Annotated in this window: 19 protein-coding genes; 17 read left to right on the top strand and 2 right to left on the bottom strand. The window is 59.3% G+C overall.

Features of this window, described 5'->3' with window-relative positions:
- Positions 1–66 precede the first annotated feature (66 nt).
- Complete coding sequence (locus DQW91_RS02960) at positions 67–861, bottom strand: sensor histidine kinase (RefSeq protein ID WP_157961313.1); 795 nt, start codon at positions 859–861, stop codon at positions 67–69.
- 206 nt (positions 862–1,067) lie between these two features.
- A complete protein-coding gene (locus DQW91_RS02955) occupies positions 1,068–2,162 on the bottom strand; it encodes a helix-turn-helix transcriptional regulator (protein WP_112662040.1) in 1,095 nt (364 codons plus the stop codon).
- Between the two features lie 414 nt (positions 2,163–2,576).
- Here DQW91_RS02955 and DQW91_RS02950 point away from each other — a divergent pair, with 414 nt between their 5' ends.
- The 17 genes from DQW91_RS02950 (at position 2,577) to DQW91_RS16525 (ending at position 22,758) form a co-directional block, all read left to right on the top strand.
- A complete protein-coding gene (locus DQW91_RS02950; protein ID WP_198411757.1) occupies positions 2,577–3,653 on the top strand; it encodes a response regulator in 1,077 nt (358 codons plus the stop codon).
- A 386-nt stretch (positions 3,654–4,039) separates the two neighbouring features.
- Positions 4,040–6,379, top strand: a complete 2,340-nt coding sequence (locus DQW91_RS02945; protein ID WP_112662038.1) for a calcium-binding protein — start codon at positions 4,040–4,042, stop codon at positions 6,377–6,379.
- A gap of 135 nt (positions 6,380–6,514) precedes the next feature.
- Complete coding sequence (locus DQW91_RS02940; protein WP_112662037.1) at positions 6,515–6,739, top strand: hypothetical protein; 225 nt, start codon at positions 6,515–6,517, stop codon at positions 6,737–6,739.
- Between the two features lie 43 nt (positions 6,740–6,782).
- Entirely contained in the window at positions 6,783–7,553 is a 771-nt protein-coding gene (gene trhO, locus DQW91_RS02935; RefSeq protein ID WP_112662036.1) for an oxygen-dependent tRNA uridine(34) hydroxylase TrhO, read from the top strand.
- Positions 7,546–7,770, top strand: a complete 225-nt coding sequence (locus tag DQW91_RS02930) for a SlyX family protein (RefSeq protein WP_112662035.1) — start codon at positions 7,546–7,548, stop codon at positions 7,768–7,770. Before trhO ends, DQW91_RS02930 begins: the two co-directional genes overlap by 8 nt.
- Positions 7,771–7,810: 40 nt before the next feature.
- On the top strand, positions 7,811–9,046 hold the full coding sequence (pepT, locus tag DQW91_RS02925; RefSeq protein ID WP_112662034.1) for a peptidase T: 1,236 nt from the start codon (positions 7,811–7,813) through the stop codon (positions 9,044–9,046).
- A gap of 292 nt (positions 9,047–9,338) precedes the next feature.
- Positions 9,339–10,013 carry a type 1 glutamine amidotransferase domain-containing protein gene (locus DQW91_RS02920; protein WP_112662033.1) on the top strand — a complete coding sequence of 225 codons (675 nt, stop codon included), beginning with the start codon at positions 9,339–9,341 and terminating at the stop codon, positions 10,011–10,013.
- A gap of 62 nt (positions 10,014–10,075) precedes the next feature.
- Entirely contained in the window at positions 10,076–11,593 is a 1,518-nt protein-coding gene (locus DQW91_RS02915) for an MFS transporter (protein WP_245410874.1), read from the top strand.
- 424 nt (positions 11,594–12,017) lie between these two features.
- On the top strand, positions 12,018–12,215 hold the full coding sequence (locus DQW91_RS02910) for a type II toxin-antitoxin system Phd/YefM family antitoxin (RefSeq protein ID WP_112662032.1): 198 nt from the start codon (positions 12,018–12,020) through the stop codon (positions 12,213–12,215).
- 37 nt (positions 12,216–12,252) lie between these two features.
- Positions 12,253–13,824, top strand: a complete 1,572-nt coding sequence (locus DQW91_RS02905) for a DNA cytosine methyltransferase (protein WP_112662031.1) — start codon at positions 12,253–12,255, stop codon at positions 13,822–13,824.
- Positions 13,824–14,243 carry a very short patch repair endonuclease gene (locus DQW91_RS02900; protein WP_112662030.1) on the top strand — a complete coding sequence of 140 codons (420 nt, stop codon included), beginning with the start codon at positions 13,824–13,826 and terminating at the stop codon, positions 14,241–14,243. The genes DQW91_RS02905 and DQW91_RS02900 overlap by 1 nt, the downstream gene beginning before the upstream one ends.
- On the top strand, positions 14,243–15,718 hold the full coding sequence (locus tag DQW91_RS02895; protein WP_198411756.1) for an ATP-binding protein: 1,476 nt from the start codon (positions 14,243–14,245) through the stop codon (positions 15,716–15,718). The genes DQW91_RS02900 and DQW91_RS02895 overlap by 1 nt, the downstream gene beginning before the upstream one ends.
- Complete coding sequence (locus DQW91_RS02890; RefSeq protein ID WP_112662028.1) at positions 15,715–18,390, top strand: Z1 domain-containing protein; 2,676 nt, start codon at positions 15,715–15,717, stop codon at positions 18,388–18,390. Before DQW91_RS02895 ends, DQW91_RS02890 begins: the two co-directional genes overlap by 4 nt.
- Entirely contained in the window at positions 18,338–19,354 is a 1,017-nt protein-coding gene (locus DQW91_RS02885; RefSeq protein WP_245410873.1) for a PD-(D/E)XK motif protein, read from the top strand. Before DQW91_RS02890 ends, DQW91_RS02885 begins: the two co-directional genes overlap by 53 nt.
- Positions 19,355–21,421 carry an AIPR family protein gene (locus tag DQW91_RS02880; protein WP_112662026.1) on the top strand — a complete coding sequence of 689 codons (2,067 nt, stop codon included), beginning with the start codon at positions 19,355–19,357 and terminating at the stop codon, positions 21,419–21,421.
- Positions 21,422–21,484: 63 nt separating this feature from the next.
- Complete coding sequence (locus tag DQW91_RS02875) at positions 21,485–22,231, top strand: hypothetical protein (RefSeq protein WP_112662025.1); 747 nt, start codon at positions 21,485–21,487, stop codon at positions 22,229–22,231.
- Positions 22,232–22,458: 227 nt separating this feature from the next.
- Entirely contained in the window at positions 22,459–22,758 is a 300-nt protein-coding gene (locus DQW91_RS16525; protein ID WP_157961312.1) for a hypothetical protein, read from the top strand.
- The last annotated feature ends 932 nt before the right edge of the window (positions 22,759–23,690 follow it).

Here is a 23,690-nt window from a genome sequence, read left to right as displayed (position 1 = left end):
GCAAAGGAAGCCTTGCGCGCAATTTTCAAACATAGACTTTCGCACCCCGCAGAGGTGCGGAAAAGGCTACAGGTCTGTTGAGTCGGGCCGCACAGGCAATCTCACGGTGAACGTGGAGCCCCGGCCTTCCTCGCTCTGGAGCGAGATGCCGCCGCCGTGGAGGCGCGCGATCTGGCAGGCGAGCGCGAGGCCGATTCCGGTGCCCTGCTGTCGATGCGCGTTGCTCGCCCGGTAGAACGGCTGAAAAATGCGCTCCTGCTCATCCCGCGGCACACCGATGCCGGAATCGATCACTTGAACGACGGCAGCGCCGCCATCCATGCCCGCCTTCACGATGACGGGGGACCGTGCCGGGGAATACTTGGCGGCGTTGCACAGGAGGATGCTGAACAGCTGTTCCAGCAGCAACGGGTCTCCCGAAAAGAGCCCCATGTCGGAATTCACTTCTGTCAGAAACAGGCGATTGGGCTGGAAGCACCGCGCGTGGTCGCAAGCCTTGAGGAGCACGGTGCTCAAGTCGCAGGATTCCTTTTCCATGCGGAGCGACTGTCCCATGCCATCCTCGATCCGCCCCAGAAGAGAGCGGGCGAGGTTGGTCAACTCATCCGTCATGGCGCGGATCTGCAGGCTGCGCCGCTCGATTTCGGCGGTGCTGATCTTTTCCGACAGGCGAGCAAGACGCTGCGCGGAGGAATCGATGACGGCAAGGGGGCCGATGAACTGATGGGCGAGCAGCGACACGAGATCGATCTCCTCGCCACAGCAATCAGAGTGCTGCGTGGATGCGCCCTTGGAGACGATCCGGCCAGGATCGATCCTGTTTGCTGGAACGGGAAAGTGAGATTCAGAAACGTGCCGCATTTCCGGTCTGCTCATTCGTAGCGCGCCCAAGGGGCGATCGGTGTCCGCGTCCCCGTTTCGAACTCCGGAACCCTTATTCTCCGGAGATCTCACAAGACGGGACGCGCACGACACGCACCCGCAGCGGTCCGATACGTTTTAAGGTGACGCTACGGTGCCCACATCACCCGTTTGGGTGACGAGACTGGATGAACAGACAGGAGGGATCAGGCGAGGCTGGCGCGCATGGCAAGACGGATGAGATCGGCCTGCCGGGAGGTGCCCGTTTTGGCGAAAATGCTTTGCAGCTGCGTCTTAACGGTGTTCCGCGAAAGACTGTTTTCCTCGGCATAACCGGCGAGCGTTGCACCGCCGACAAGCGCCTCGAGAAGGCGACTTTCGGCCCTGCTCAGCATGAACCGGGCACGGAAAGCCTCGACAGCGGAAGGAGCCGGGCTCTGCGGCGTGCGCAGGATCAGGAGAACTTCCGGGCTCCCGAGCCAATACGAATGCTCCGATGCCGGCGTGAGCAGAGCGGAATAAGTCTGGCCTGTCTTGTGGCAAACCATCGAGAATTCGGAAGCCGCCCGGGTATCGATCACCGTCTTGAGGTGCCTCTTCAGCGTGCCGTCCGTATCGGAAGGAAACTCGGCCCGGCCGAACCGAACCCGCACGATCGTCTCCTCCTGCACCAGACGCTGCGCCTCGGGCGTCATATCGGTAACGGCTCCCGAGCGGGTCAAAAGGAGCGCAGCACCGGCGATCCTGTCCAGTGCGAGCCGCCCCGCGGACGAGAAGGCTTTCTCGTAATCGAGCTTCTTGCCGATGGTCGCGGCGCGGCGAACATGCGGCACCAGGCTTTGAAAGAAAGACAGAGTTTCCGCCGAATACTCACCGAGCGGGCGGGCGCGGTGATAGGTGAGGAACATGGACGTGCCGGAGGCAATCCGGAAGGACGTGCCGCAGGAGTGATACAGCCCCTGAGGACGCATCCAGTCGTTATAGTATTCCGTTTTATCGATTCTCTCACGCGGGATCAGCCCGCCAATGGACGACACCGCGCCCTCGGGCAGATCGAACGTGAGCGGAATCAGCGGATTGATCTTGTAGAAGTACTGCCCGTACCGCTCCAAAGCCTCCTGCTCGAAATTGCGCTGGGAGAGAATCTTGAAGTCAGGGGAATTCATATCCTGGACGAACAGGGCGACGGAACTCTTGAGCAGCCTCCCGGTCTGCTCGGACACAAGCGCCCACGCTTCAGGCTCCAGGGTCGCCTGATAGATCAGCTCGATCAGCTCCGAAAAACGTTTGTCAGAATTCATGCCGATAATAGTGAAGCTGTCGCGGGGGGACCCTGTTCATGCAGTTCGCCGTCCTCTCTCAACTTGGCGGGCCGGCTTCGCTCACGCAACCATCCGGTTCATAACTTCGAGCTTACCTTGCTGCTGTGCCGATCGACCAAAGAACAAACGCAACTAAGTGACATTTTTTAGAGCAGGAAAACTGTTCTCGAAGTGTCAAAGGGCACCAGGTATCCGTAACATTACGAAATAACGTCCAGGTTTTCGCAAGTCCCTATGTGTTCATACGGGGACAATTGCTTGACAGCGGCGTCTTTCGCAAGGCCGGACTTGGGTGCCGACAAGGGACAACTTCACAATAGACGGGGGGACTCAATGCTTGGCAGAAAATATGTCAGTGCTACAGACGCCTTCCGTCGCACCGGAGCCGTATCGATGGGTGAGCCGAAAAACGAATGGGGGCCGGCGCGTCCCGTCATTCTCTGCGTGGACGACGACACACGCCTGAGAACCGACCTCGTCGAAGAACTCGAGGCGGCGGATTTCGAGGTCATGCAGGCCGGCAACGGTGCCGAGGCGGTTGCGAGCCTGCAGCAGCAGAAGCCCGATCTCATTCTCTGCGACATTACCATGCCCGTCATGGGGGGTTACGATCTTCTCCGCTACGTCCGCGAGAAGCGGCCGGATCTCAACGACGTGCCATTCATCTTTCTTTCCGTTCTCGGCGACCGGACGGAAATCATTCAGGGCAAGAGCGGAGGTGCGGACGACTACCTCACCAAGCCCGTCGATTTCGGACACATGATCGCAACCGTGCGCGCACGACTGGCCCAGGTGACGCGCATGCGCCGGGCGCTTATCGCAGAGCTTGAGCGCGAGCGCAGCGCACTTCTCGAGACCGCCATCCAAGGCACCCGCACGGCCATCGAGAGCATGGCGCGGGTTCTGGACGGCCTGTCGAGCGGGCTCATCGTTCTCGACGAGAATTCGCAGGTTCAGTTCATGAATCGCACGGCGCAGCTCATCGTCGAGGAAAAGGACGGTCTCATCCTCGCCGCGGGGCAGTTACGCACGACCTTGCAGAAGGCCACACGGACACTGCGCCAGACGATCCACGATGTCCTCGAGCGTTCGGAGCAGAGCGGCGTCGTCACCGTCTCGAAGGAATTCGGCCGCCCCCTGCTGCTCCAGATCTTTCCGCTCGCGGGCGGCAGCGCGCAGGGCCCGATGGAAGTGGCAGTCTTCGTGCTCGACCCGGAAAGGCGCCCGCCCCTCGACCAGAAAGTGGTGGCTCAGATGTACGGCCTGACGCCCGCCGAGGCCCGGCTGGCGACGGCCATTGCGGATGGGAAGCGTCTGGAAGAAATTTCCGACGCCTTCCAGGTTTCGCAGACGACCATTTCGTTCCACCTGCAAAACCTTTTCCGCAAGACGCAGACGAGCCGCCAGACCGATCTCGTCGCGCTTCTGATCCGCAGCGCCCTGACGTTGCAAACAGACGCCGCGCCTTAAGATCTCGCGCGGATTATCCTCCGGGCTTGATATTCATTCCTCGCAAAAGGGGCATGAGCGTCAGCAGACCCGTGCACAGATCCGCCATTTCCTTTCCGTAATAGATCAGGACCTCGCGCACGCGAATCAAACAAGCGTTCCGGTGCGGTAGCGCACGGGAGAATGCAAAGCCTCCAGCACCTGCTGAAGAGAGCCCGTTTTACTCAAGAACGTTCTCCCTGAAGCGCGATTCATCTGTCTCCGGGAATGAGAATGCGCTCGAAAGGCGATAAGGCGAAGCATCTTTTGCCTTCGTTCTTCTAAATCCCCATGTGTTCACACAGTGCGTACCGTCTGTTCATACGGTTCATAGGCCGGGTCATCAGCATTTTGAGAGATTCGGGACTATGGCAATTTCATTCTGGGGTCCGGGCAGCATCATTAGCTCAGTGATTTACGGGCAGAACAATCAATCCACCGTCGCGGCCCTGCCGAACGGCGGCTATGTCGTCGCCTGGCGTGAAGGCGGATCGAGCAGCGCGACGACGTTTTTCCAGCTCCTGGACGCCGCCGGCAACCGCATCGGCGAGAAGCAATCCGTCGGCAATGCCGGCTATGCACAATCGAGGCCGGACATCACGGTCCTGCGCGATGGAAGCTTCGTCCTCACCTGGACGGGGCAGGAAAGCAACGGCGATATCGAATCCCGTAAGTACAGCATCACCGGTACGCCGCTCACGAACGTTTTGAAGTCGGCAAGCGGAACGCCGGCGCAGGATTATTCAGCTTCGGCCACCAGCGGAACCGGATGGGCCTCCGTCTGGCAGGAAGAAGCGGGCGTTAAAATGGTCCGCCGCGATGCCAATGGCGGTTTGCTGCAATCCGTCACGGTGTCGGGCGCGTCGGGCGCGCAGGAGCCGGACATCACCGAGCTCACCGGCGGGCAGCACGTCGTCGCCTGGTCGCGCTCGGGCAAGAGCTATTTCAACATCGTGAACGCCAATGGCACGCTGGCGGGAGAGGTTGAGGTTGCCTCGAGCGGCGCCGATGTTTCGCTGACGACGCTGTCCGACGGCAACTTCGCGGTGTCCTATCGCAGCGGCGGTCAGATCCTGGTCAAGAAGTACACCAGCGCCGGCACGCAGATTGGTTCGGCTGTCTCCGTCACCACGGCTTCGGACTATGCGCCGAAGATCGCCGCCTTGACGAAGAGCGGCTTCGCCGGCGGCTATGCCGTCGTCTATAGCGGTAAGGTTTACGATGCAAACAACAAGGTCATCGATAACGGCGACGTCTTTCTCAAGCTCGTGAAGGCCGACGGTACTGAGCTTGCTCCTGTCATGATCAACGACACGAGCAAGGACAACACCGTCCAGCAGGACATCGTCGGCGTCTCCGAGCTGGCGGACGGGCGTATCGTCGTGACGTGGGACGACGGAACCACCGGTGCGGGCGCGATCCGCCAGCAGATCGTCGATGCGCGCGAGCAGGCGGTGACCGTCAACGGCTCCATCTATGACGACTTCTACGTCGGCACGGCCTTCGCGGGCGATGTCCTGAACGGCGCTGAGGGCAACGACAGGCTCTATGGCGGCGAGGGCGGCGACATCCTCGATGGTGGCGCAGGCACCTTCGACACCGCATCCTTCGAGTTCGCCACGGCGGGTGTCGTCGCAAGCCTTGCGACGGGGACCGGCACCGGCGGCGAAGCCGCTGGCGACACGTACGTGAACATCGAGAACCTCCTCGGCTCGAACTACGGCGACTCCCTCGAAGGTGACGCCAACGCCAACTACCTGTGGGGGTCTGGCGGCAACGACACGCTGAACGGCGGCGCAGGCATCGACACCCTCGATGGTGGCGCGGGCGATGACGTGTATTACATCAACGACGGCGACGTGGTCGCGGAAAGCGCTGGAAACGGATACGACATCGTCTATGCGAGCGTGAATTTCAGCCTCGAGGCCAACGCCAATGTCGAGCAGGTGATCGCAGCCGGCAGCAATGCCGTCACGCTCACCGGCAGCAGCTCCGCCAACGTGTTCACCGGCAACGGAGCGGCCAACACCTTCAACGGCCTTGGCGGCGACGACACCTACTATGTCGGCGCGGGCGATACGGTCGTCGAGGGAATCGGCCAGGGATACGACCGCGTCTACAGCGATCTTTCCTATGCCCTTTCCGCCGGGGCGGAGGTCGAAGAACTCAACGCGTTGGGCTCGGCGGCCATCACCCTCACCGGCAGCGACACCAACAACCGCATCAACGGCAACGCGGCCGCCAACACGCTTTACGGCATGGGCGGCAACGACGCCGTGTACGGCTTTGGTGGAAAGGACCAGCTCTTCGGCGGCACCGGCAACGACACGATCTATGGCGGCGCCGACAACGACACGCTGACGGGCAATGCCGGCAAGGACGTCTTCGTCTTCGACTCGAAGCCCAACAAGAAGACCAATGTCGACAAGGTCACCGACTTCAGCGTGAAGGACGATTCGATCTACCTCGAAAACGCGATCTTCAAGGGTCTCGGCAAGAAGGGCACGCCGACGAAGCCCGCCAAGTTGTCGAGCGCTGCCTTCTGGTCCGGCACGAGCGCGCACGATGCGGACGACCGCATCATTTACGACAAGAAGAGCGGCGCTCTCTACTACGACGCCGACGGCATCGGCGGCGTGGCGCAGATCAAGATCGCCACGCTCAAGAAGGGCCTTGCCATGACCTACAAGGACTTCTTCGTCATCTAGGATCGTGGGGACAGAGCGCGGCGCGGGAAACTTTCTCGCGCCGCGCTCATTTTTAGCTTTTCGCGGGCCGAAAGGGCGGGCCTTTCCGAACCCCGCTCGAAGCTGCTAAGACCGGCGCAACCTTGGAGGCCGCCGGTGCCGGAAATCTTTCGTATCGAATCCATCGGACCCGAAGACGAGGGCGCGGCCCTCGTCCGGCGCATCATGGTCCGGGTCGATTCTGTCGAGACGGCCAAAAAGCGCGCGCTCAAGATCCTCGAGAGGGCCCGCCAGCCGCAGGCCCGCGCCCTCGGGGTGGAGAGGGTGCGCCTCGTCGACGGGGCCGGCTACGAGATCTTCTCGGTGAGCGTTAGGGACTGAGGGACGCCTTTCCCGAAGGCTCCCCGCCTGATAAATCGTCCCGATGACCTATAAAGTTGCCGCCCTCTACCAGTTCGTCGCACTGCCGGATTTCCGGGATTTGCGAGAGCCGCTTTATGCGCTCTGCGCGCTTCTCGGCCTGAAAGGCACGCTCCTTCTGGCCCAGGAGGGGATCAACGGCACCATCGCCGGCACGGCGGAAGACATCGACGCGCTGATAGCCGAGCTTCGCGAGGGCGCTCTTTTCGGCAGCCGCCTCGACAATCTCGAATTGAAGTTTTCCGGCGCCTCCGAAATGCCGTTCCAGCGGCTGAAAGTGCGCCTCAAGAAAGAGATCGTGACGCTGGGCGACCGCGACACCGATCCGACGAAGCTCGTTGGCACCTATGTGGACCCCGCCGACTGGAACAAGCTCCTCGACGAGCCCAATCTCGTGCTGCTCGACACGCGCAATGCCTTCGAGGTGGAGATGGGCACGTTCCGCGGCGCGCTCGACCCGAAGATCGAGCGCTTCAGCGATTTCAAGGCCTATGTGGAGCGCACGCTCGATCCCGCGAAGCACAAGAAGGTCGCCATGTTCTGCACCGGCGGCATCCGCTGCGAGAAGGCGAGTTCATACATGCTCTCGCGCGGCTTCGAGGAGGTCTACCACCTCAAGGGCGGCATCCTGCAATATCTCGAAGATGTGCCGGAAGAGGAAAGCCTGTGGGACGGCGGATGCTTCGTGTTCGACGAGCGCGTCGCCCTCGGCCACGGGCTCGTCGAGCGCCCGGACGTAGCACCCGCCAACGGAGGCGCGACGCGAGATGAGTGACACACAAGCCCTGCAAGCACGCATCGACAGGCTGGAGACACGTCTCACCTATCAGGAAGAGACCATCGAGGACCTGAACAAGACCGTCACCGCGCAGTGGAAGCAGATCGACAGCCTGACCCGCCAGGTCGCCGCTCTTCGCGACCGCGTGCAGGAGGCCGAGCACACCGCGCGCCTCTCCACAGGCCGCGAAGAACCACCGCCGCCTCATTACTGATTTTTCTCCCCCGTTCTCCCTCGCAAAACTGGATCGCGACATGGCCGCCAGCGTTACCGACCGTTTCCTTCGTTACGTCGTCATCGACACCCAATCCAACGCCAAGTCCCCGACCCAGCCTTCGACCGAGAAGCAGAAGAACCTCGGGCGCCTTCTCGTCGAGGAGCTTCTCGAGATCGGCATCTCAGACGCGCATCTCGACGAGCACGGCTACGTCTATGCGACCATTCCGGCGACGACGGCGAAGAACAACGTGCCGGTCATCTGTTTCTGCGCCCATATGGATACGGCACCGGATTTTTCCGGCACCAACGTCAAGCCGCAGATCGTCAGGAACTATCAGGGCGGCGACATCAAGCTCCCGGGCGATCCAAGCCAAGTCATCCGCGTCGCCGACCATCCGGTGCTGAAGGGCCTGATCGGCAACGACATCGTGACATCCGACGGCACGACGCTGCTCGGCGCCGACGACAAGGCGGGAATCGCGGAGATCGTGGCGGCTGCCGAATTCCTCATCAAGAACCCGGACATCAAGCACGGCGCGATCCGCATTCTCTTCACCACCGACGAGGAAATCGGTCGCGGGGTCGACAAGGTCAATCTTAAAAAGCTCGACGCGGATTTCGGCTACACGATGGACGGCGAGACGGCAGGCACCATCGAGGACGAGACCTTTTCCGCCGATGGGGTGGAGATCGCCATCAAGGGCGTGGCGATCCATCCGGGCTTCGCCTACGGCAAGATGGAAAACGCCATCAGGATCGCGGGCGCCGTCATCGACCGCCTGCCGAAGGACATGGCCCCCGAGACGACGAAGGACCGCGACGGCTTCATCCATCCGACCGGCGTGTCGGGCGTGATGGAAAAGGCGAACCTCGAATTCATCATCCGCGACTTCACGGAAGCCGGCCTCAAGACCAAGGAGGCGCTGCTGGAGAAGATCACTAAGGAGGTGCTGGCGGGCTATCCGGGCTCCAGCTACACCTTCACGGTCAAGGAACAGTACCGCAACATGAAGACCGTGCTCGACCAGCACCCGGGGATCATCGACTACGCGGAAGAGGCGATCAAACGCGCCGGCATGACCCCCGTGCGCGGCAGCATCCGCGGCGGCACGGACGGCTCGCGCCTCTCCTTCATGGGCCTTCCCTGCGCCAACCTCTTCGCCGGCGGCCACGCCTTCCACTCCCCGCTCGAATTCGTCAGCAGCCAGGACATGGAAAAGGCCGTCACCACCATCGTCGAACTCGCCAAGCTCTGGGAGGAGCGGGCTTAAAGACCGGCGGCCCGTCTGGGGTGGAATAAGAGCGGCGGGTTTGAGAACGGACCCGCCTTGATATTGGAGCAGACCTTCGAGGAAGGTCTGCCATATACGCAGCGCGCCAATAAGTTTGCCGCATCGCCTTAATGTGAACGGTGGCGAGGTGTAGGTTATCTTTGATACACTCATCGCACTTCGTTCGAGAGCTATAATCGAACCCGTGAAAGGGTTTTGAATTTTTCGCCTGCTGTAGCCTTTGAAACTTCGCGCTGCCAGTGACGCGCGGGCCAGACAAAGGAGCGCGCCCATGAAGATCCTGATGGTGCTGACCTCGCACGATAAGCTCGGCAATACCGGCAAGCCCACCGGCTTCTGGCTCGAGGAGTTCGCCGCGCCCTATTATGTCTTCAAGGACGCCGGCGCCGGGATCACGCTTGCCTCGCCCAAGGGCGGACAGCCGCCCATCGACCCCAAGAGCGATGAACCTGGCAACCAGACTGAGGCAATGGCGCGGTTCAAGAAGGACCCGGCCGCGCAGGCCGCCTTGGCCAACACCATCAAGCTTAGCGACATCAAGGCCAACGACTACGACACCGTCTTCTATCCAGGCGGTCACGGCCCGATGTGGGATCTCGCCGACGATCCGACTTCAATCGCCCTGATCGAGGCGTTCTACAACGCCGGCAAGCCTGTTGCCGCCGTATGCCACGGACCAGCCGTGCTGCACCGCGTGACCTATCAGGGCCAACCGATCGTCAGGGGCAAGCGCGTCACGGGCTTCACCAATTCCGAGGAGGAGGCTGTCCAACTCACCAACGTCGTTCCATTCCTCGTCGAGGACGAGTTGAAGCGGCTTGGAGGACGGTATGAAAAGGCTGCCGACTGGAAGAGCTTCGCCATCGTCGATGGTCGCCTGATTACAGGCCAGAACCCGGCGTCGTCAGTCGCTGCCGCCCAGGAACTCCTCAAGCTTGTCGGCTAACCGATTTTCGCTGTCGCGAGCCGCCAATCGCTACCATCCCGACGTCTCGTAAGGTTCTTTGAATGATCGAGATGACAGCCCAAGACGAACGCCGTCCGTCCCGTTCCTCCTGTCCGGACGCCGCCAAGCCCTACGTCGTATGGACAGCCATTCTGGCTTCCAGCCTCGCCTTCATTGACGGAACCGTGGTCACCGTCGCCATGCCGCAGATGCGTGAGAGCCTGGCGGCCTCGCTTTCGCAGATCCAGTGGATCACCAATGCCTATGGGCTCACGCTTTCAGCCTTCCTGTTGTTAGGTGGTGCTGCAGGTGACGCTTATGGCCTGAAGCGCGTCTTCATGATCGGGATCGGTCTCTTCGGCCTCACCTCTCTCTGGTGCGGCCTTTCCCGGTCCGCGGAAATGTTGATCGCAGCCCGAACCGTTCAGGGGATTGGTGGAGCACTCATGATTCCCGGCTCGCTGGCGCTGATCAGCGCCAACTTTCCTCCAGAGGAGCGCGGGAAAGCCATCGGAACCTGGGCCGCAGCCTCGGGCATCGCGGCAGCACTTGGTCCTATTCTCGGTGGCTGGCTCATCGATATCGGCCCGTGGCAGGCGATTTTCTGGATCAACGTCCCGGTCGCATGCCTTGCTCTTTGGATGTGCTGGAAGCAGGTGCCGAATGTGCATCCCTCACATGCCGTGGGCATGGACTGGCTTGGCGGCGGTCTCGCCGTTGTGGGCCTCGGCTGCCTGACGCTTGGCCTGACATCTCTTAGTGAAACGGGCGGCGCACACGGACTCGATCTTTTCTTCTCTATGATCGGAGCTATGCTGCTCTGCCTATTCGTCCTGCATGAAAAGCGCGCCGCCGCCCCGATGATGCCGCTCGAGTTGTTTCAGGTGCAGGCTTTTGCAGGCGTCAACGCCTTGACGCTTCTGTTGTACTTCGCACTTGCCGGGGCACTCTTCTTTCTTCCCTCGACGCTCATCGAAGCACACGGGTATTCGGCGACAAGAGCCGGCTCGGTCTTCCTGCCCTTCACTCTTGTGATGGCCCTGCTCTCACAGGTGGGAGGGACGCTGGCCGACAGGTTCGGCGTCCGGCCCCTTCTCACGATCGGACCGATCATCACCGGGGTGAGTTTCGGTCTTCTCGTTCTCGCCGCTGCCGACGGGCGGTATTGGGCCGCCATCGTTCCCGTCATGACATTGATGGGGTTCGGGATGGGGATCACCGTCGCGCCTCTTTCAACCACGGTAATGAACTCAGTGCCCGCCGACCGGGTGGGCGTGGCCTCGGGCATCAACAACGCCATCTCCCGCGTCGCCGGCCTGATGGCCGTCGCCAGTCTGGGCGCCGTCGCGATACTCGGCTTTCAACACATCGCCATGTCGGCCGACCCGACAATCGCAGCGATCTTGGCGCAAACGACATTTGGCGCCCCTCCGCCGGCTCCGATCGACTCGTCTGCTGCAGCGTCGGTCACAGAACTTTATGCGCGGGCGACCATCACGGGTTTTGGCGCCGTCGCCTTGATCTGCGCGGTGGCGGCAATACTCAGCGGTTACTTCGGGTATCGCTCGACGAGTGCCTGAAACGGGGAAAATCTCATCCCGCAGCGGCCATAAGCCCCGTCTCAACAGGACCGAGACATGGGGCCGTTTGGACTACCCCACTTGTGTCACTTGGGGAGCCTGTAAGCCTTGCATTGTCTGGATTTCTTTGCGGATCAACACCTTAGGGTGTTGTTGGTGCCCAGGAGAGGATTGTGCCAATCCGCTCCTTTAACCAGTAAAATCAATAGCTTACGATCTGCCTACTGGAAGCGTTTGTACCACTCTTTTGGACCACCGTCGAGCCCAGTCAGAGCAGGCCGCGCCTGATCGCGAGTCGCTGTCAGGCCGGTGATGCGCTCGTCAAGCACGGGTTCGGGTGGATCGAGTGAACGTTCAATTCCAACTGCGGTTGCGGGTCGTTATAAAATAGCTAAAATGGCTTATTCATAGTGGGAAGGATCACATGAAAACCATGTCTGCCAAGGACGCCAAGAACAGCTTCGGGCTGCTGCTGGATCAAGCTAGGGCAGAGCCGGTTCAAGTAGAAAAGCATGGTCGACCAGTTGTGGTCGTTGTCAGTGTCGAGGAGTTCCGGCGACTTTCCAATGCATATGCCAAGCGTGAAAATACTTCTGATCTGCGTCGGCAGGCTGGAAACTGAAGCGCCCATGCACGGATGGAATAAAGTTAGAGAAGAGATGTCGACGCAGCACTGGCGACGGGCGCGCGCCCTCGCATACCCGGTGGTCGATCTGTTCGCTGGTCCGGGCGGCCTCGGGGAAGGCTTTGCCCTAAGTGCGGATGAGAAAGGACGCTCCCGCTTCATCAGCGTCGTATCGATTGAGCGGGATGAATTCTCACATCAGACCCTACTCCTGCGGCACTTCATCAGACAGTTCCCGGAGGGCGAAGCGCCAGACGACTATTATGCGTTTCTCGCCGGAGATATTTCTCGCGATCAGCTTTACCAGCGCTATCCCGATGCGCATCATCATGCGGCGTTATCCGCTCTGCGGATTTCGCTCGGCCCAGAATCTCATGCACAAGTGCAGGGGATCATCCGGAGGCGGATTGGCGGAAGCCGTCGATGGGCGCTTGTCGGAGGCCCTCCCTGTCAGGCCTATTCGCTTGTCGGGCGTTCAAGGATGATGGGCCACTCTGATTTCGAGCAGGATGAGCGCCACACACTCTACCTCGAATATCTCAGGATCATTGCCGACCACCGCCCGCCGGTGTTCGTGATGGAGAATGTTAAAGGTTTGCTTTCCGCGACCATAGAAGGCAAATCGGCGATCACGCGGATTGTGCGCGATCTCTCCCGTCCGTATACCGCTATTCCCGACGCCCCGAAAAATCTGACATATAAGCTGTATTCGCTGACCGAAAAGGACATGACGGATGAGGAAGTGGACCCTCGTCTGTTTGTTGTGCGTGCCGAAGAACACGGTATCCCTCAGGCCCGGCATCGTATGTTCATTGTCGGCATCCGAAGTGACCTCAAGGTCCGCCCTGGAACACTGAAAAAGGTGGCCGCCCCGACGGTCCAAGAAGCGATTGGATCGCTGCCATCCATACGCAGCGGTCTATCCAAGGAGAAGGACAGTGCGGTTGCCTGGCTGAATGAACTGCGGGCCATATCGAGCATGAATGTTCGCCGCCAGTTGAACGGTGCAGCCTACGCGAGCGAAATCGCCCGCGCGCTCGACTTCCACAATCTGATCGAGGTGAAATCGCCTCGCGCAGTTTCGTCCACGCGGTATCCTATGCGCCGGCCCGCGCATGATGTGCTACGCAGCCTCTATGACGAGCGGCTTCGGGTGCTGACCGCGCACGAAGCGCGAAGCCACATGGCCTCTGATCTCAGGCGATATCTCTACGCTGCCACTTTTGCGCAGAAGACAGGACGCAGCCCCAGGCTGGCAGACTTCCCCCAGGGCCTGCTGCCGGAGCATAGGAATGTCGAGCTTGGTCGCACAGGCAAGATGTTTTCAGACCGCTTCAGGGTGCAACTCGCAGATCAGGTCTCCACCACCATCACGTCCCATATCTCCAAGGATGGACACTATTTCATCCATTATGATCCTGCGCAGTGTCGCAGCCTAACCGTGCGGGAGGCAGCACGCCTTCAGACTTTCCCCGACAATTACTTTTTCGCAGGACCGCGCACGGCGCAGTATCATCAGGTCGGAAACGCCGTCCCACCTCAGCTAGCAAAGCAGATTGCTGAAATCGTGGCGCAAGTACTCGACGCCGTCCGGGATGACCGTTGATGGCGGACACTATCACGCGCGAGCGGCGAAGCTGGAATATGTCCCGCATCAAAGGGCGAAACACGGGCCCGGAGCTGTGGCTGCGTTCGTTGCTGCATCGTGCAGGTTTCCGGTTCAGACTCCACGCGAAAGAGCTTCCCGGCAAGCCTGACATTGTCCTCCCGAAATACCGCGCTGCAATTTTCGTCCATGGGTGCTTCTGGCATCGCCATGAAGGGTGTCGTAACGCCACCACGCCCTCGACCAGAGCGGAATTCTGGCAATCGAAGTTCGTTTCCAATGTAAGCAGGGACGAGCGCAGCCGGGCCGCTCTTCAGGCGGCGGGATGGACTGTCTTCACGGTCTGGGAATGCGAGCTGAAAAGCGATGCGCCCGGCGTGGTGGAAAGACTTTCCCGTGATATCCGTGAGGCGGTCTGATGGTACGACGCATCCCACTCCCACCGAGCGCGGCGTGCCTGTCGGCGTCGATGCGCGATCTAGGCTATTCCCTGGAGGCGGCGGTCGCCGATCTGATCGACAACAGCATCTCGGCCGATGCCACCGCTATCGACATTTTTTGTGAGGCTTCGGCAGCAGAACCCATCCTCGTCATTCTCGATGATGGTCGCGGTATGGACGCGACCGAACTTCTCGCCGCCATGCGGCATGGTACGGTCAATCCACGCGAGGAGCGGTCGCCCCACGATCTCGGGCGCTTTGGCCTCGGATTGAAAACGGCGTCATTCTCCCAGTGCCGTTCCCTTACGGTCGTGAGCGCCAAGGACGGCATTCTTTCAGGAGCAGAGTGGAACCTGGACATTATAGATGCTGCCGACGACTGGATACTGAGTGTTCTGGAGGATGGAGATATCCAAGCGCTCCCCTACGTTGACCGTCTCGGAGAGCACGGCACCGCCGTCATCTGGCGGGAGTTGGACCGCCTGCTGGAGGACGCGTCAGGCAACCGGCGCGATGAGGTCGTCAACGAGAAGCTGGATGTTCTGGAGAAGCATCTTTCGCTCGTGTTCCATAGGTTCCTCGCCGGTGAGATCAGAGGGAGAAGCCGCATTGCGATCACCGTCAACGGTCATCCGGTCGAGCCTTTTGACCCATTCTGCCGGAAAAACACCTACACCCGCCACCTACCCGAGGAAATCGTGCGCATTGGATCGGCGGCGGTCCATCTCCAACCCTATATCCTGCCGCACCATTCAAACCTGACGGCGCACGAATACCACTTCTACCAAAGCCGCAGCGACTTCATCTCCAACCAGGGTGCATACATCTATCGCAACGGCAGGCTCATGGCGTGGGGTGACTGGTTCCGGCTCATTCCGAAAGGCGAGGCTACCAAGCTCGCCCGCGTTCAGATCGACTTCCCGAACAGCCTCGACGAGGCGTGGACTATCGACATCAAGAAATCGCGGTCTCGCCCGCCGCTTCCAGTGCGGGAGCGTCTCCGCCAGATCATCGCTCAGGTGTCGGGGGCAAGCACCACCGTGCATCGCGGGCGCGGTCAGAAGCTTTTTCAGGAAGTGACTGCGCCGCTGTGGGAGCGATACGCCGATCAGACCGGGATCAGATATGCCGTGAACGGGTCGCACCCACTTGTGCAGCGGTTGCGGGAACGGCTCGACGGCGAAGGTGCCCGGCATCTGAATCTTCTTCTCGAGGCGACTTCCGCCTCTCTGCCGGTTGAGATGGTCTATTCGGATTATTCGACCAATCCCCGTGAAGTGAGCCAGACGCCATCGGTACAGGACCTGCGGGACCGCCTTCGTGATCTGAGGCATGCTCTTTGGGGAGACGCACCAGGGAATGCGGAGGCGTTCAGGGATATTGTCAGATCGACGCGACTATTTGACGATCATGGGGAGATCGTCGAGGAATACATTCAGGGGGGATTCGCATGAGTGCGCAAGGTGACAAGGAAAAGGTCGTACTGGCGGCATTGATCGGAGCATTCGACGGTCAGGGCAGTCTCCCGTCGCGCGAAGAGATTGCAGCCAAGGCCGCTGCGCTTGCTCCCCTTCTCGGATACACCGGCGATCTCCAGAACATGATCGCCGAAGCGGAGACCACCATCCCCTCGCACATGAATGCCGGCGTCTCTCTCGTGGACGTTGATGCCGCTCATGACGAGGACTGGATTCACAAGCGCGAAATCGGCACCACGTATGCGGATGCCTACGGCAGATATCTCCGCAGTCAGGGCTGGAAACCGACCGTCGTGAACACCCTTCTCAACGGGGACGGCTCAAAAATTCTGGGACTGCTCCAGGACCCAACGAGCGAAGGAGCCTGGAGCCGTCGCGGGCTTGTCATCGGTCATGTTCAGTCCGGCAAAACTGCCAACTACATGGGGGTGATCGCGAAAGCCGCTGACGCCGGGTATAAATTCATCATCGTCATTGCCGGCATTCACAATAATCTTCGCAAGCAGACCCAGCAGCGCGTTGATGAAGGATTTGTCGGGCGTTCCAGCGATCCCGCGGATCGCGTGAGCATCGGGGTCGGGCTGGATAGGAGCTACCCCAATCCGGTGACGCTCACCAACATCATCTCGGATTTCAACAAGCAGATGGCCGATAGAAGCGGCGCACAGCTCAACGATTTCAAGAAGCCGGTCATTATCGTCATCAAGAAGAACGTGAAGACGCTTGACGCTCTGCACGTCTGGCTGCGCGAGCTGAATGCGGAAGGAAGGGACCGCATCGCCGATGTTCCCATGCTGGTTATCGATGACGAGGCGGACAACGCCTCGATCAACACGAATAAGCCGGACATCAATCCGACGGCGACCAATTCGTGGATAAGGAAGATACTGCGCCTCTTCACTAAGAATTGCTATGTCGGATACACCGCCACCCCGTTCGCAAACATATTCATCGATCCCGACGCCTTCGATAAGGAGGCCTACGAAGAGCTATTCCCCAGAGACTTCATTCACTCGCTGGATGCGCCGACAACCTATTTCGGACCTGACAGGGTCTTTCTGAACGATGAAAGCAGCGATGCCATCCTCCGGAAGATCACGGACTGCGAAGAGTATCTGCCCCTATCGCACAAGAACGGCTCTCCGGTTGCAGAGCTGCCGCCCAGCCTTTACCGAGCTCTCGATCAGTTCATTGTCGCGCGCGCCATCCGCAACCTCAGAGGTCAGGAGCGCAGGCACTGCTCGATGCTGATAAACGTATCGCGCTTTGTATCCGTCCAGAAAGAGGTGAGAAGTTTCATAGGGCTGCGCCTAGACCGGATGCGCGAGGCGGTGAAGACCAATTACATGATGCCGGAAGCTATCTCGGCAAAAAACGAACACATGGCGCGGCTGCGGGCGGCGTTCGATGCCGAGTTCGCAGACAATGAGATAGGCGGTCGGCATTACGACTGGGATGAGGTGAAAGCCGCGCTCTGGGGCGTTTTCGAGCATTTGCGGACCTACGTGGTCAACAGCAAGAGCGACGAGGTGCTGGATTTCGCAAAGTATGAAAAAGACGGCGCCGGCCTGACCGCTATCGCCGTCGGCGGTCTCAGTCTGTCACGCGGCCTCACCATCGAGGGGCTGACGATCAGCTACATGTACCGCAATACAAAGATGTATGACACGCTGATGCAGATGGGGCGCTGGTTCGGCTATCGGCCGGGCTACGAGGATGTCTGCCGTGTCTGGTTGCCGAACGATTCCATCAACTGGTACAAACATATTGCGCTCGCTTCGGACGAGCTTCGCCAGCAGATCACCCGGATGCGTCAGGCTGATATGAGTCCAAGAGATTTCGGACTCTACGTCAAATCCCATCCCGACAGCCTACTGGTCACCGCCGCCAATAAAATGCGGAACGGTGAAAAGGTCGTCCTCAATCAGAATTTCACCGGCCTCCTTGTCGAAAGCTACGACCTTCCCCTCAATACGGATATCAATGCCGAAAACGAGGCACTGATCGAAGAATACTGGCGGAACGGTTTCGGTGGCGCGATTGAAGACACGAGGCAGAAGGGATTGTTCATCCCGGATGTGGATATCGAGAAGATCGACGAGTTTCTGCTTCGCTTCAAGTCACATAAAGACGCAAGGCAGAGGAAGATAACTGCGGTAGAATATCTCCGGGCCATTTCGACGCAATATCCGAAAGGCGACGTTCTCCTGATCTCCAAGGGGGCGGTCGATTCTGACAGATTTCGCCTCGGGGCGCAGGAGCGGACGGCTGAAGATGCGGCGCCGGACAAATGGCGCGTTTCGGGGTATCGCGTTGCCAGCCGGGGCGACGAAAAGCTCGGCCTCACTCCGGAGCAGGTCGTGGCGGCCGAAAAGCTGGCGGCGCAGGACACGAAGAGCAGATCGAAGAGACCTTCGGACATCCATTATCGGGTGGTGCGCGACAAGCCCCTGCTCATGCTTCACGTTCTGGAGCCAACCGATAACGCGGAACTGGTGGGTTTCCGGGTTCCTGCATGGGGGCTGAGCTACCCTGATGGTCTGTACGGCGTCGAGATCGAAGTCATCGCCAACAAGGTCTGGATGGAGCAGATGTATGGATCGCTCGACGACGATCCTGCCGCCGACGAGGACTATGACGATGAGTAAGTCCGTGCCGTGGGACGGCATTCCGACCCCGGCGACTGACTTGAGCGTCCTTCGGGTAGCAGGAACCACCGGCATCCCGATCTACTGGGGGCGCGATTCCGGGGCGCAGTGCCTGTTGATCATGGAACTGGACGGCGATCACACCTTTCAGTTCCGGCGTGACACGGTCTCGCTGCACGGGATCGCCATCGATCTCCGCAACGGTGATGCCGCCGCGCGGCAGCGGCTGATCCTCACGCTTTCCCGCCATATAGATAGTGACCTTTTTCTCGGCCTCTGCGAGACGCTTGTTGGAAGTCTGAAAGATATTGGGGACTCCGCGACGGCGCTTGCTGTGGCCCTTGCTCATCTGAAACGCTGGAAGGCGTTTCTCGCTGGCCGGAATGCTCGACTGCTTTCACCTGAGGAGATGCGCGGCCTGTTCGGCGAGCTGCATGTCCTACGGATACTCTATAAGAACACCCTTGCTCAGGCGTCGGCGGTTGATGCTTGGTGCGGGCCGGAAGATTCTCATCAGGATTTCATTTTCGGCAACCGTGCCATCGAGGTGAAGTCGCTCTCGGGCCGTGAACGCAGCACCGTCCGCATCTCATCCGAAGATCAGTTTGAATCGCTCACCGATGAGCTGTTTCTACTGATCCAGCGCCTCAGCGACATGCCCGATGCCGAACAGGCCTTGTCGCTGAACGGGATCGTCGCTCAGATCGAAAGCGAGCTGACAGACGCCGAGGCTATCGAGCAGTTCGGTGATAAGTTGGCAAGCATGAGCTACGCACCGCTGGCTGAATATGACACGCCCCGCTTTGTCGTCGGTGGCCTTCAGGGATACCGCGTGACCGACAAGTTTCCGCGTCTGATACGGTCGGAACTACCACAAGGCATTACCAAGGTGTCTTACGACATTATGCTAGAGGCCATTGCGCCGTTCTCGTGCGACGAGACCGATTTGTTCAGGAGGCTCTGATTGGAAACCACTGCCGAAGAGTTTTTCCATGATTTCCGTCAGGATTTTCTGGCTGGGGCCGAAGCGAATGGCAGCTTTCTGCTTACCGAATTTATGGAGACCGTCTCACGCGAACTGACCGAGACGGGTTTCACGGAAGGCTTCGAGTTTGCTCATTATCGCGCGCAACGCGGGATGCGCGTGGACGGTTACTGGTTCAACGATGAAGGCGGCCTCGATCTGTTTGTGGCGGACTTCGACAACCGCACCGAGCTTGCCTCACTCACCCGTACGGAAGTGGATGCGGCCTTCAAACGTGTCACGAATTTCTTCGAGGCAAGCCTCCGGAAGAACCTGGCTGCTGATCTGGAAGTCACGTCGCCGGAATACGGCCTTGCGCGGCAGATCGCAGACAGAAAGGCGCTGATCCGGCACCTCAATCTGTTCCTTGTGTCGGAGCGCACGCTGAGCGACCGTATTCAGGCACTACCGGATTCCGAGAGCGCCGCTGTCCCGACAACCTACCACATCTGGGATATCTCGCGCCTTCACCGGCAACGCAGTTCGCGGGGCCACAAGGAGGCTCTCGACCTTGACTTCGAGGCCATGTTCGGCACAGGCATACCATGCCTCCCGGCGCATCTCGGGACCGATGCCTATCAATCTTACTTGGTCGTCATGCCTGGGGGCATTCTCTCCAAGCTTTACGAGAAATTCGGCGCACGGCTGTTGGAGCAGAACGTCCGCACATTTCTGCAGGCCAGAGGCAAGGTGAATCAAGGCATCCGGACGACGATCCTGACCGAGCCGGGGATGTTCTTCGCCTATAATAACGGTATCACCGCGACAGCGCAGAGCGTCCAGATGAAGCAGAGTGACGGCAGTCTCCAAATTATCCGGATCACCGACCTTCAGATCGTGAACGGCGGCCAGACTACAGCTTCGCTCTTCCATACGTGGCGGCGGGACAAGGCGGACCTTGCGCGCATATTCGTCCAGATGAAGTTGTCGGTGATCGACAGCGAGGAGAGCGAGAAGGTCGTCCCGCGCATCTCCGAATACGCGAACACCCAGAACCGGGTTCAGGCCGCGGACTTCTTTTCCAACCATGCCTTCCACATCCGCATGGAGGACTTTTCCCGGCGTTTGTGGGCTCCGGCAGGGAAAGGAGCGCAACGGGAGACGAAATGGTTCTACGAGCGTGCGCGGGGTCAATACGCAGACGCTCAGGCCAAGCTCACTCCCGGCGAGCAGCGCCGTTTCAAAGCCGAAAACCCCAAGCCGCAGATGTTCGCCAAGACGGATCTCGCCAAGTTCGAGAACGTCTGGGATGAGCACCCGAGATTTGTCAACCTCGGCGCGGAGAAGAACTTCGCCCGCTATGCTTCCCGCATCGGCAAGGAGTGGGACAGGTCGTCCGACGGCTTCAACGAGGCCTATTTCAAACGCGCAGTGGCGCGCGCGATCATATTCCGTACAACTGAGCGCATCGTGTCAGCACAACCCTGGTACAATGGTGGCTACCGAGCCAACATAGTTGCCTATACGCTGGCCGCTCTCAGCGAGCTCACGCGGCGGCAGGACAAAAGCCTCGATTTCCTGCGGATATGGACTGCGCAGGAAGTCAGCTCGTTGCTTGAAGGTGCGATCGCCGCAATCGCTCGCAACGTGAATGACGAACTGCTTCGTCCGCCTCTGGGCATTTCAAACATCTCCGAGTGGGCCAAGCGGGATACCTGCTGGACGCGGATGCAGGAGCAGATGGACCGTTTTGCCGCCTTGCTACCAGACGGTTTCGATGAAGAGCTGCTGTCACGTGAAGAGTATTTGACGGAAAAGCGGGCGGCGCGGAGTACCCAGAAGCTCGACAACGGCATTGAGGCTCAGACTCGTATTCTCGCCATACCGGCGACCAAGTGGACCGCTGTGCATGAGACGCTTGCTGCCAAACGTCTGCTGACGCCGAAGGAGATCGGCATATTGAATATCGCCATGCAGATGCCGATGAAAATTCCGACAGAAAAGCAGTGCTCCGTCCTGTTGGACACTATCGAGAAGGCACGAGCAGAGGGCATCAGCCTTGAGTGAACCCTCGCCTAACAATGATTCCATTTTGTGATTTCATAAGCATCGACTGCATGGCCTAACCGCATGGCACGAAGAACTACCGAGAGTGCGAATATCCCATGGACCGACGATGAGCTTCGGCGGTCGGTCGAAGTGTATGTGTTGCTGCTTCGTCTGCAGTTGCATGGTGGGGATGATCGATCCGAGCCGCTTGCACAGGCGTTGTTGAGTGCCGCTCTTGCCCAGAGGAACGACGCCGCGATCCGCTACCGGATGCGCAATATCTCAGCCGTAGTTCAAGAACTTGGCGCGCCCATCCTCAACGACTTCTCTCCCGCCGAAAGCGTCGGACGGCTCGTCCGTCCGAAAATCAAAACGATGTTGCTGGAAGATACAGACTTTGCTCGTATCCTAAAGCCCGGCGCTAGCGGAGAAGCTGGTGCGGCATCTAACGCACTCACCGCGCTTCGGATCCTCCGCGATCATATTGAAGACCTTGAATGTGAACTCGCATGGAGAGGGCACAACGGGCCACCCGATCAGGAAGATCACTATGTGGACCGTGGTCAGCTTCGCAACGCGCTGGAAGATATCGGGGCGATTGAAAGGGAGCTTGAGCAGCCTAATCCCGACACGGAGCTTGTAAAATCCCGGACTGCAAAATTGCTTGGTCTGGCGGCCACTTTCACGAAGTGGCTCGGAGCCCGGACGACCAAGTTCGTCGACGCCGCTTTGGTAGCGGCGGCTCCGGTGGCCGTCGCAAAGATGACGGGCCTGCTGCCGGCCTTGGTGAACGCCATCGAGGCGGTATCAAAAGCGATTGCCCATTAGGGAGATTTCACCATCAGAGACACGTTGAGTAAGCCGCAATGCCCATCGCGCGAAAGGATGGGGCCTAACGACCGTCGCGCAAGTCACGCCTCATGAGAACCAGTAACGCTAGAGGTCCTCATGCTACAATCAACTGTAGGGCAAATTTTTCTGACGTACTGATGCTATCCAAGGTTTTCACTAAATAGGTTTTGAAACAACTCGCTACACATACGGAGAGACTTCCCATGAGCGACAGCAAAACCTTTTCTGTTAATCCATTGAACCCTGTTTGGAACCAAAACGATATTTTTTACTTGGCCGTCTATTTACATCATCTAAATGAAGCTGGAAGAGCGCTTGCCGAGCATCTCGAAGCGTGTGGCGAAGTAACCCTCTATACGTTTCGCGGCCAGAAGCTGATCAGCTTCTGGGATTTGAACGACTACCTATCATGTGGCTTTGAGCCAGGAGCCCTTTGGGTAGATCTTCGAGAACTTGCTAAACAGGGTGAGGTTACAGGCTTCAAAAGTGCCCGGGCTGCCTAGGCAGCCCCAATTAAGCACATTCCAAACATTGCAATGCTGAAGGAATGTTTGGGATGTGCTTTGCCGACCATATTACGAAATCAACACGCCAGCCCCTTATGGGCTCCAGCCCCCTAACCGCTCCCAAGCAAACAGGGCAACAGGATCACAAGGCCGAAGGGCATCGGTAGAAAGCGGTCTCAAAGCCGCAGGAGTGGGCTCCGGGTTGCCCCGTCCCACAGATAGGCCATTTCGTACAGGATTGAGCGAGGTGGCCACGTCCGCGTCAGATAAAGCAGCGCATAAAGGCCGACAGCCTGACCCCGGCCTCCCTGTCAAAAGGTTGCGTTTCAGTCCAACGGCTCACCGATCCCGGCTCCGAGGTTCGGAAAGGTTCCGTAAAGCTTTGCCCGCTTGGCAAAGCTTTGCCCTCTTCGAGGCAAACACGGTCTACCGAAACCCTCACCAAGGTTCGGTAACCTAGAAACAAAAATAAACCTTAGAGGCGCTAACTAAACAGCGCCTCCCACCATGCCAGAGAAACTGCTCGCTACCTGCTCAGAGCTTCAGAAGCCGAGCGGCAGGGCCTCAAATATGCTCCCCTCATCCGACAAGGTGACGGGTTTGATCCGAAAATAATCCAGGAGGCGAAGCCCAGTTGTTTTAGCTCCGCCTCCTGACCGGAGCTGAGTACAATCAGACCGGTGTCAGCCGGAATAAGTAGAGCGCGACAAATATGGCCAGAGCCCATTGGTCGAGTATGCCTCGGTTGCAGCCTTAGCCGCTTTCGTCCCGATTTACCCAATAAAAACAAAATTTTGGCAGGAGGACCCTGTTTTTGGGCTCCTTCCTGCCTGTTTTTGCCTACGGGACCTAGATGCTGCTCAAGGCAAGAATGGCTTGGACAATCTCGCCGGGGGCACGCGCCCGCGCCGCCATATCCCGTTCATGTT

It is taken from the genome of Microvirga flavescens, from assembly GCF_003290125.1.
GTDB lineage: Bacteria > Pseudomonadota > Alphaproteobacteria > Rhizobiales > Beijerinckiaceae > Microvirga > Microvirga flavescens.
This window is presented reverse-complemented; position numbering and strand designations above follow the sequence as displayed.

Bases quoted from the DNA above. Each gene is read 5' to 3' on its own strand.
- DQW91_RS02960 (WP_157961313.1), bottom strand. From the start codon at position 861: ATGCGGCACGTTTCTGAATCTCACTTTCCCGTTCCAGCAAACAGGATC.
- DQW91_RS02955 (WP_112662040.1), bottom strand. From the start codon at position 2,162: ATGAATTCTGACAAACGTTTTTCGGAGCTGATCGAGCTGATCTATCAG.
- DQW91_RS02950 (WP_198411757.1), top strand. From the start codon at position 2,577: ATGGGTGAGCCGAAAAACGAATGGGGGCCGGCGCGTCCCGTCATTCTC.
- DQW91_RS02945 (WP_112662038.1), top strand. From the start codon at position 4,040: ATGGCAATTTCATTCTGGGGTCCGGGCAGCATCATTAGCTCAGTGATT.
- trhO (WP_112662036.1), top strand. From the start codon at position 6,783: ATGACCTATAAAGTTGCCGCCCTCTACCAGTTCGTCGCACTGCCGGAT.
- DQW91_RS02930 (WP_112662035.1), top strand. From the start codon at position 7,546: ATGAGTGACACACAAGCCCTGCAAGCACGCATCGACAGGCTGGAGACA.
- pepT (WP_112662034.1), top strand. From the start codon at position 7,811: ATGGCCGCCAGCGTTACCGACCGTTTCCTTCGTTACGTCGTCATCGAC.
- DQW91_RS02920 (WP_112662033.1), top strand. From the start codon at position 9,339: ATGAAGATCCTGATGGTGCTGACCTCGCACGATAAGCTCGGCAATACC.
- DQW91_RS02915 (WP_245410874.1), top strand. From the start codon at position 10,076: ATGATCGAGATGACAGCCCAAGACGAACGCCGTCCGTCCCGTTCCTCC.
- DQW91_RS02910 (WP_112662032.1), top strand. From the start codon at position 12,018: ATGAAAACCATGTCTGCCAAGGACGCCAAGAACAGCTTCGGGCTGCTG.
- DQW91_RS02905 (WP_112662031.1), top strand. From the start codon at position 12,253: ATGTCGACGCAGCACTGGCGACGGGCGCGCGCCCTCGCATACCCGGTG.
- DQW91_RS02900 (WP_112662030.1), top strand. From the start codon at position 13,824: ATGGCGGACACTATCACGCGCGAGCGGCGAAGCTGGAATATGTCCCGC.
- DQW91_RS02895 (WP_198411756.1), top strand. From the start codon at position 14,243: ATGGTACGACGCATCCCACTCCCACCGAGCGCGGCGTGCCTGTCGGCG.
- DQW91_RS02890 (WP_112662028.1), top strand. From the start codon at position 15,715: ATGAGTGCGCAAGGTGACAAGGAAAAGGTCGTACTGGCGGCATTGATC.
- DQW91_RS02885 (WP_245410873.1), top strand. From the start codon at position 18,338: ATGGATCGCTCGACGACGATCCTGCCGCCGACGAGGACTATGACGATG.
- DQW91_RS02875 (WP_112662025.1), top strand. From the start codon at position 21,485: ATGGCACGAAGAACTACCGAGAGTGCGAATATCCCATGGACCGACGAT.
- DQW91_RS16525 (WP_157961312.1), top strand. From the start codon at position 22,459: ATGAGCGACAGCAAAACCTTTTCTGTTAATCCATTGAACCCTGTTTGG.